Origin of the sequence: Catenulispora pinistramenti, from assembly GCF_018274385.1 — a bacterium.
GTDB classification, from domain to species: Bacteria; Actinomycetota; Actinomycetes; order Streptomycetales; family Catenulisporaceae; genus Catenulispora; species Catenulispora pinistramenti.
In genome coordinates this window covers 1-7532 of the sequence record NZ_JAAFYZ010000340.1, presented here as the reverse complement: position 1 = coordinate 7532, position 7532 = coordinate 1, and the positions used below count along the sequence as shown (strand labels likewise).

Here is a 7532-nt window from a genome sequence, read left to right as displayed (position 1 = left end):
GACAGGTACACGCTCGGCGTCGTGGGGGTCGCGGGGCGGAGCAGTCAGCCGGGTGCCCGGCGGCGGCGTTCGGCGGCGCTGTGGTGGCTGGCGGCCGTGGCGGCGCTGTGGGTCACGCTGGTGGTGATCGCGCCGACGACCGCGTATGTGGCGTTCCCGCTGTACTTCCTGGTGCTGCACCTGCTCCCCCGCGCGTGGTCGCTGGCGGCGGTGGCGGCGATCACCGCGACGGTGGTCGCGACCCAGGCCACGACCAGCGGCGGGCTGACGGCGGCGAAGGTGATCGGGCCGTGCGCGGGGGCCGCGGTGGCGGTCCTGACGGCGTACGGGTACGTCGGCATGTACCGCGAGGGGCGGCGCCGGCAGCGGCTGCTCGACGAGCTGGTGCGGGCCCAGGCCGACCTGGCCGCCTCCCAGCGCGAGGCCGGACGGCTCGCCGAGCGGCAGCGGCTGGCCCGGGAGATCCACGACACGCTGGCGCAGGGCTTGTCGAGCATCGTGTTGCTGGCCCGGGGCGTGGAGAGCGGGCTGCCGGAACCGGCGGCGGCCGGCGTGCGCGAGATCCGGGAGACCGCGAGCGCGAACCTGGCCGAGGCGCGGCGGTTCGTGGCCGGGCTGACGCCGCCGGCGTTGGAGGGTTCGACGGTCGGCGAGGCGCTGGCCCGGGTGGCCGCGGGGTATCCGCGCGTGGTGTTCCGGATCGAGGGCGAGCCGTACGAGCTGCCGATGGAGGCGGACGTCGCGCTGCTGCGGACGACGCAGGAAGCGCTGGCGAACGTCGAGCGGCACGCGCGGGCGACGGCCGCCGCGGTGACGCTGGCCTACCACGAGGACGCGGTCACGCTGGACGTGTTCGACGACGGGGTCGGCTTCGACGGGGCGGCGGGCGCCGACGGCCGGTTCGGGCTGCACGGGATGCGCGAGCGGATCGGCGAGCTCGGCGGGACGCTGACGATCGAGTCGGTGCCCGGCGAGGGGACGGCGGTCGCGGTGGCGCTGCCGACGCGGCATCCCGCCACTGAGCTGGTACGGCTACCCGCACCGACGCAGCCGGCATCAGTGCCCGCACATCAACCCTCTGCCGAGCCCGCTCCATGATCCGCGTCCTGCTGGTCGACGACCACCCGGTGGTCCGCCGCGGCCTGCGCGCGGTCCTGGCCGACCTGCCGGAGATCGAGCCGGTCGGCGAGGCCGCCGACGGCGCCGAGGCGCTGCGCCTGCTCGATCAGGCGGTCGCGGCCGGCACGCCGCCGGACATCGTCCTGATGGATCTGCAGATGGCGCCGGGCATGCACGGGGTCGAGGCGACCGGGCGGATCGCCGCGCGGCCGAACGCGCCGGCCGTGCTGATCCTCACCACCTACAGCACCGACGCCGACATCCTCGCCGCGGTCGAGGCCGGGGCCGCCGGGTATCTGCTGAAGGACGCGCCGCCGGAGGAGTTGGCCGCCGCGGTGCGGGCGGCGGCGCGTGGCGAGACGGTGCTCGCGCCGCCGGTCGCGGCGCGCCTGCTCGGCCGGGTGCGCGGGCCGCGGCCGACGCTGTCGCAGCGCGAGGCCGAGATCCTGGAGCTGGTGGCCGCCGGGCTGGGCAATCGGCAGATCTCGCGGCGGTTGTTCATCAGCGAGGCGACCGTGAAGACGCACCTGGTGCACGTCTTCGGCAAGCTCGGGGTGGACAGCCGGACCGCGGCCGTGGCCGCCGCGGTGCAGGCCGGGCTGATCCGGATGTGAGGCGGGCCCGATACGCCCGGTGCCGGAGCTGAAACCCACCGAATGCGCCAGACCTGCGATGTAACTCCCGGCGGCCCAGTCGTAGGGTTACCTCATGGAATTCCGTCATCTCGGCCGCTCCGGCCTGGTCATCAGCGAGATCGCCTACGGCAACTGGATCACCCACGGCTCGCAGGTGGAGGAGGACGCGGCACTGGCCTGTGTGCGCGCCGCCCTGGACGCCGGCATCACCACGTTCGACACCGCCGACGTCTACGCCGGGACCCGCGCCGAGGCCGTGATGGGTCGCGCGCTGCGCGGCGAACGGCGCGAGGGTCTGGAGGTCTTCACCAAGGTGTTCTTCCCGACCGGCCCCGGGCACAACGACCGCGGCCTGTCGCGCAAGCACATCATGGAGTCGATCAACGGCTCGCTGAAGCGGCTCCAGACCGACTATGTCGACCTCTACCAGGCGCACCGCTACGACTACGCGACGCCGCTGGAGGAGACGATGACGGCCTTCGCCGACGTCGTCCGCTCCGGCAAGGCGCTCTACATCGGCGTCTCGGAGTGGAAGCCCTCGGAGATCCGCGCCGCCAAGAAGCTGGCCGACGAGCTGAACATCCAGCTGATCTCCAGCCAGCCGCAGTACTCGATGCTGTGGCGGGTGATCGAGGCCGAGGTGGTGCCGACCTCCGAGGAGCTGGGCCTGGGCCAGATCGTCTGGTCCCCGATCGCTCAGGGCATCCTGACCGGCAAGTACCTGCCCGGCGCCACGCTGCCGGAGGGGTCGCGCGCCACGGACGAGCGCGGCGCCAGCTTCATCGGCGAGCTGGTCGGCAACGAGGGCCTGCTGGAAGCGGTGCAGCAGCTCAAGCCGATCGCGGAGTCGGTGGACCTGTCGATGGCGCAGCTGGCCGTGGCCTGGGTGCTGCAGAACCCGAACGTGTCGGCGGCGATCATCGGCGCCTCGCGGCCGGAGCAGGTGACCGAGAACGTCAAGGCCGCCGGGGTGAAGCTGTCGGCGGACGTGCTGAAGAAGATCGACGACGTCCTGGGCACCCACGTGGTGCGCGAGGCGCCGACCGAGTAGCGCGCGCTCGGCTCGGAGCCGGCCAGCAGCGGGCACGGGATCTGTACCGACCACGGGGTCGGCGCGATGGCGACATCGGCGTCGGCCCCGTGGCCGTTCTGGCAGCGGGTGGCGGCCTGCTGGAGCTGCCCGCGCCAGGACGGTCCGGTGTTCCGCCCGCCCTGGTCCTCGAAATAGCCGACGCACACACAGATAGCGACCGCGGCCGACAGGAAGCCGGTTCCCAGACCGGTTTCGACGACCGCGGCCGTTATCCCGGCCAGGAGCAACGCGGTGCCGAGGTAGGCGTAACGCGGGGCGACGAAGCCGCCTTCCGTGACCAGTGCGAAGTAAATCAGCACACTGTAGGCCACAGCGGTGGTCGGCAGGCCGCGACGAGAGCGTGGCAGAGCTCTGAAAGCGCCCACCAACAACCCCACGCTGAGTACGGCACCGACCAGCCAGAACCCGCTGACCGGCCAGAGCACGTGCCCGACGACGTGCACCAGGTAGGCGTCGGCCGTGCCGAGCACATGATGGTCGCGTCGCGCGGGCCGGGACGTCAAAGAGCCCATGAACACGATGCCGATCGCCTGGAAAGCCAGCCCGGCCGCCAATCCCGCGATCTGCGTCCGGCTGCGGCGCCAGAGCAGCGGCAGATACAAGCCGGTGAAGGGATCGCTCGCCGCCGCGACGAAGAGCACGACCGCCGCGGCGATGCGGAGGGCTCGACCAGAGCCCTGATAGACAGCGGCCCAGAACGCGGCGTAGACGAGGAACCACTGCGCGTCGGCCAGGTTGTTCCCCACCTCGGACTGCGCCACCCAGCCCACCGCCACCGGCGCGGCGGCCACGGCCTGGAGCGCCTTGGACCGCAGCGCAGGGCCGCTGGCGTTGAAGACGAACACCGCGCAGGCTCCGGATATCAGCGCACCCGTGAGAGCCAGCACCGCGGCCAGGTCCTCGATCGGGAACAGCCGCGCGATGTCGATCGTCAGCCGCGGAGCCAGGTGCAGGTACCCGTTGTAGGGCGTGATGAGGAGCCGGAGCGACCCGGTGTGCAGACTGTCCTGGAAGAAGCGGGAGCCGTCCTCGGCCCAGACCGTGTCGGTCGCGCCCGTGCCCCGGACCCGGAGCAGGGAGACCAGGGCCAGGATCAAGGTCATCGCGATACTCATATCGACTAAAGCCCCGTAGAGCGGCAAACGGTTGTATCGCTCTATCAGAAGCCTGACATCCCGGCTATGCTCCGCCGTGACCGATCCGCGATCACACCAGGAGCACTCCCATGGGCAGGAAGGTCGTCGCCGCCCGGTTCGGCGCGCTCGCCGCCGGGCTGCTCGTCGCCGCCGTCGCGCTGCCGGACGGGGCCCGGGCCGGGACCGGGACGCCGGCGCGGTCCGCGGTCCTGACCGACGCCCAGGTCGCCGCGCTCAGCCCCGACGCGCAGGCCGTCCGGCTGGGTCCGCTGCGCGCCGTCGCGAACGCCGTGGGCGCCGCCGGGCGGGGGGTCGCCGCCGACGTCTACGGCAACCTCGCGATCGACGCGGGACAAAACGTGGTGACCGTCTACCTCACCGACACCGGGCAGGCCGCGCGGGTCTCGGCGGCGGCGCGTGCCGTCGACCCGACGATCGACACCTCGCTGATCCGCTTCCAGAAGGCGGCCGCGACGCATGCCGCGCTGGACACCGCGGCGCAGCGGGTGGTGGCGTTGGCCGACGCCGGGAAGCTGCCGATGCACGTGGACCTGGTCGGGCCGGCGGCGGACGCTTCCGGGCTGCAGCTCGACGTGGACGACCCGGCGGCGGCCCCGGCCGCGTTCGGGCCTTCCACCACGAATCTGGCCGCGTCGCTCGGCGTGCCGATCGTCTACCGGCAAGGCCGGTCGTTGCAGGCGAAGGCGTGGGCGAACACGAAGTGGGACGACAGCTCGCCGTTCATCGGCGGCGACGCCCTCACCGCCGGCGGCACCGGACACGGCTGCACCGCGGGGCTGCCGGCGATCCGCAAGTCCGACAAGCACCCGATCATGGTGACCGCGGCGCACTGCTTCGGCGTCGGCACCAAGATCTACACCCACGCCGGGACGCCGGGCGACTACGCCAACGGGCTGAAAGGCGACTACGTCGGCACGGTCACGGCCCGGGTGCAGGAGTGGGACGCCGAGACCGTCGACGGGGCGAACAACAACGCCGACGAGTCGGACACCACCGGCTGGATGCGGCTGACCAGCTTCGCGTACTCGTACAACGGGGACTACGTCTGCCACGACGGCCAGCGGTCGTACTTCATGGGGCACCCGACTCCCTGCGACATCAAGGTGACCGACCAGGACATGTACTGCGGGCCGAGCACCGGCTGCCCGGGGCTGTCGTACACGGCGCGCGGCGTCTGGGGCGACGCGGTGGACAACGGCTGGGGCGCGGCCGGCGGGGACAGCGGCGCGACGATGTTCGCGGTGGAACCCGGCGGGGTGCGGCAGGCTCGCGGGCTGCTGTCGGACGGGACTCCCGGGGACGGGACGCCGGGGGTCTTCTGGACGGAAGCCACCGACATCTTCAACTACTACGGGTTGACCTTGAATCCTCAGACCTGATCCCCTGGTCATAGCCGTAACCGGTTACGGGTCGTCGGACAGAACGGAGAGCGCGGCGTGCTGTCGAGTCTGCTCCCGCCGGAGGTGGCGGTCGCCGAGGTCTTCGGCGACCCCGAGGACGCGGTGCTGTTGCCGGGCGAGGAAGCGGTGATCGCGCGGGCCGTGGAGAAGCGGCAGCGCGAGTACACCACCACGCGGCATCTGGCGCGGACCGCTCTGGCCCAGTTGGGATTGCCGCCGGTCGCGATCGGGACCGGCGGGAACCGCGAGCCGTTGTGGCCGGCGGGGATCGTGGGGAGCATGACGCACTGCCGGGGCTATCGGGCGGCGGCCGTTGCCCGCTTCGGCGGGGGCGGGGGCGCAGGCCGGGCGGACGCCGGGGTCGAGGACCGCGCCGCCGGAGTCGTGGGGCTCGGGATCGACGCCGAGCCGCACGCGCCGCTACCGGAGGGCGTACTGGACACCATCGCGCGGCCGGACGAGGGGCCGGGGCTGGCCGCGTTGGCGGCGGAGCGGCCGCAGGTGCGGTGGGACCGTTTGGTGTTCTGCGCCAAGGAATCCGTCTACAAGGCGTGGTTCCCGGTAGCCCAGCGGTGGCTGGGGTTCGGGGAGGCGTCGGTGGAGTTCGTGCCGGACGAGGAGATCGTGGCGACGCCGGGGATACTCGCGGCGTCCGGGACGTTCTCGGCGCGGATCCTGCAAAGCGGCGCGCCGATCACGCAGATGACGGGTCGGTGGGCGATCGAATCAGGGCTCGTGCTCACCGCGGTCACTCTTTGAGGCGGTTTGCCCTCGGGGCCGGCCGGGCAGGTTCCGGCCGTGGCGCTCTCAGTGGGTTTCGAAGGCACCGATCTCTCTTCCTCCGTCATCGCCGAAAGCGTCGAGTCGATCGCCGCCGGGACCATGGTCCTGTCGCTGGCCACCGCCGACGCCACCGGCACCCCGCACGCGAACATGGCGTTCTTCGCGCTCGGGAACAAGTTCGACCTGTACTTCGTCAGCGAGCCGAGCACCCGGCACGGGCAGAACGCCTCAGCCCGGGCGCAGGCCTCGGCGGCGATCTGGCTGCCGCCGCCGGAGTTCGGCGAGGGGCTGCGCGGGATGCAGGTGACCGGCGAGTGCGGGGCGGTGGTCGGGGACGACGCCGAGCCGGCATTCGAGGCGTACCGGTCGCGGTTCCCGTCGTTCGGCGGCGACCCGGCGGTGCGCGAGTCTTATCTGGACGGGACCGGGGCGGCGAGTCTGTACCGGTTCCGGGTGGAGCGGGTGCGGCTGGTCGACGAGCCGCACCTCGGACGGCGTAACTATGTGGAGCTCAGCGTCCTGAGGTAAGGGGCGCCCCGCGGCCGGTTTCGCGCTCGTTTCGCGCTCGCACACCCCTTCGGCCCGGCGGCCGGCGCCTTCGGCCGCCGCCGGCGCGAGCCGGTGACGTGCCAATACCTTCAGACGTTGTGGTTGCGGCCCGCAATCAGGTAGACAGGCCTGCGTGAGGAACGGGCTGGTCGAGGGCGTGTCGCTGCGCGCGGTGCTGCGGGAGTCAGGGGCTATGGCACCGGAGGCCGCGGCCTCGGTGCTGGCCGGGATGCTGATGACGTTAGCCGTGGTGCACGGTGACGTGCGCCCGGAGCACGTCCGGGTGGACGGATCGGGCGGGCTGGCCCTGACCGGTTTCGGCGGCGAGGACGCGAGATTCGTCCCGAACGAGCCGACCTATCTGGCGCCCGAACGCCTCACGGGCACCCCGGCCGACGCCGGCGGCGACGTCTTCAGCGCCACGGCGGTCTTCTTCGAATGCCTGACCAGCGAGGCCCCCTTCGTCGCCGCCACCGGCGAGGACCTGGCGGCGCTGCACGAATACGCCGAGGTCATCGCCGAATTCGCACCGCCGGAACTGCGCACCCTGACCCAGCACGGCCTGGCCCCGGACCCGCAGCGCCGGCCCGCCTCCCCGCACGAGTTCCTGGCGGAGGTCACCGGCACCGCGACGGAGGTGTACGGCTCGGACTGGCAGACGCGCGGCCGGGCACTGCTGAGCGGGTGGGCGGCGGACGCCGCGCGCGCCGACGGGCTGGAGTTGGCCGCGGCGCCGGGGCGGAGCGACGCCCCGGGTCGGGCGGCGGCTATGGCGGCGTCTGAGGGCTGTCTCTTA

The 7532-nt window shown here is 72.5% G+C and carries 7 protein-coding genes; all 7 read left to right on the top strand.

What is annotated here, in order from left to right:
* A partial coding sequence (locus tag KGQ19_RS46060; protein WP_212021527.1) for a sensor histidine kinase occupies positions 1-1098 on the top strand: 1098 nt, incomplete at its 5' end.
* Positions 1095-1733 (top strand): response regulator, encoded by a 639-nt coding sequence (locus KGQ19_RS46055; protein ID WP_212021526.1) that lies wholly within the window; start codon positions 1095-1097, stop codon positions 1731-1733. The genes KGQ19_RS46060 and KGQ19_RS46055, both read left to right, overlap by 4 nt.
* Positions 1734-1827: 94 nt before the next feature.
* Positions 1828-2805 (top strand): aldo/keto reductase family protein, encoded by a 978-nt coding sequence (locus KGQ19_RS46050; RefSeq protein ID WP_212021524.1) that lies wholly within the window; start codon positions 1828-1830, stop codon positions 2803-2805.
* Between the two features lie 1267 nt (positions 2806-4072).
* A complete protein-coding gene (locus tag KGQ19_RS46045; protein ID WP_212021522.1) occupies positions 4073-5383 on the top strand; it encodes a chymotrypsin family serine protease in 1311 nt (436 codons plus the stop codon).
* A gap of 57 nt (positions 5384-5440) precedes the next feature.
* Positions 5441-6163 (top strand): 4'-phosphopantetheinyl transferase family protein, encoded by a 723-nt coding sequence (locus tag KGQ19_RS46040; protein ID WP_212021520.1) that lies wholly within the window; start codon positions 5441-5443, stop codon positions 6161-6163.
* Positions 6164-6202: 39 nt separating this feature from the next.
* On the top strand, positions 6203-6715 hold the full coding sequence (locus tag KGQ19_RS46035) for a pyridoxamine 5'-phosphate oxidase family protein (protein WP_212021516.1): 513 nt from the start codon (positions 6203-6205) through the stop codon (positions 6713-6715).
* A gap of 154 nt (positions 6716-6869) precedes the next feature.
* On the top strand, positions 6870-7532 hold a 663-nt coding region (locus KGQ19_RS46030; RefSeq protein WP_438801904.1), incomplete at its 3' end, for a protein kinase domain-containing protein.

Bases quoted from the DNA above. Each gene is read 5' to 3' on its own strand.
- KGQ19_RS46045 (WP_212021522.1), top strand. From the start codon at position 4,073: ATGGGCAGGAAGGTCGTCGCCGCCCGGTTCGGCGCGCTCGCCGCCGGG.
- KGQ19_RS46055 (WP_212021526.1), top strand. From the start codon at position 1,095: ATGATCCGCGTCCTGCTGGTCGACGACCACCCGGTGGTCCGCCGCGGC.
- KGQ19_RS46050 (WP_212021524.1), top strand. From the start codon at position 1,828: ATGGAATTCCGTCATCTCGGCCGCTCCGGCCTGGTCATCAGCGAGATC.